The sequence below is a fragment of the Staphylococcus sp. HMSC068G11 genome, assembly GCF_001815825.1.
In the GTDB taxonomy this organism is placed as follows: domain Bacteria; phylum Bacillota; class Bacilli; order Staphylococcales; family Staphylococcaceae; genus Staphylococcus; species Staphylococcus epidermidis.
Map to the genome: position 1 here is coordinate 1 of NZ_KV822099.1, position 415 is coordinate 415.

The 415-nt window shown below is 50.8% G+C and carries 4 tRNA genes; all 4 read right to left on the bottom strand.

Annotated features, from left to right (window positions below):
* Nucleotides 1-63: 63 nt before the first annotated feature.
* The 4 genes from HMPREF3058_RS10325 to HMPREF3058_RS10340 all read right to left on the bottom strand — a co-directional run bounded on the left by HMPREF3058_RS10325 (nucleotide 64) and on the right by HMPREF3058_RS10340 (nucleotide 374).
* A tRNA-Cys gene (locus HMPREF3058_RS10325) sits at nucleotides 64-137 on the bottom strand.
* A gap of 5 nt (nucleotides 138-142) precedes the next feature.
* A tRNA-Gln gene (locus tag HMPREF3058_RS10330) sits at nucleotides 143-214 on the bottom strand.
* 11 nt (nucleotides 215-225) lie between these two features.
* A tRNA-His gene (locus tag HMPREF3058_RS10335) sits at nucleotides 226-298 on the bottom strand.
* A gap of 2 nt (nucleotides 299-300) precedes the next feature.
* A tRNA-Trp gene (locus HMPREF3058_RS10340) sits at nucleotides 301-374 on the bottom strand.
* Nucleotides 375-415 lie beyond the last annotated feature (41 nt).

The following is a 415-nucleotide window of genomic DNA, read 5'->3' on the forward strand; positions in this document are numbered from 1 at the left end:
CACCTATATCTCATTCCGGGAAGGAATGTGTTCTAAAAGTTGAACTACTCCCGCATAATAACCTGGAGGCGGCAACCGGATTTGAACCGGTGATAAAGGTTTTGCAGACCTCTGCCTTACCACTTGGCTATGCCGCCAATAACTGGGCTAGCTGGATTCGAACCAGCGCATGACGGAGTCAAAGTCCGTTGCCTTACCGCTTGGCTATAGCCCATTAATATAAAGGGCGGTTGAAGGGAATCGAACCCTCGAGTGTCGGAACCACAATCCGATGCGTTAACCACTTCGCCACAACCGCCATGGCAGGGGCAGTAGGAATCGAACCCACATCAAAGGTTTTGGAGACCTCTATTCTACCGTTGAACTATGCCCCTATATATGATGGTGGAGGGGGGCAGATTCGAACTGCCGAACC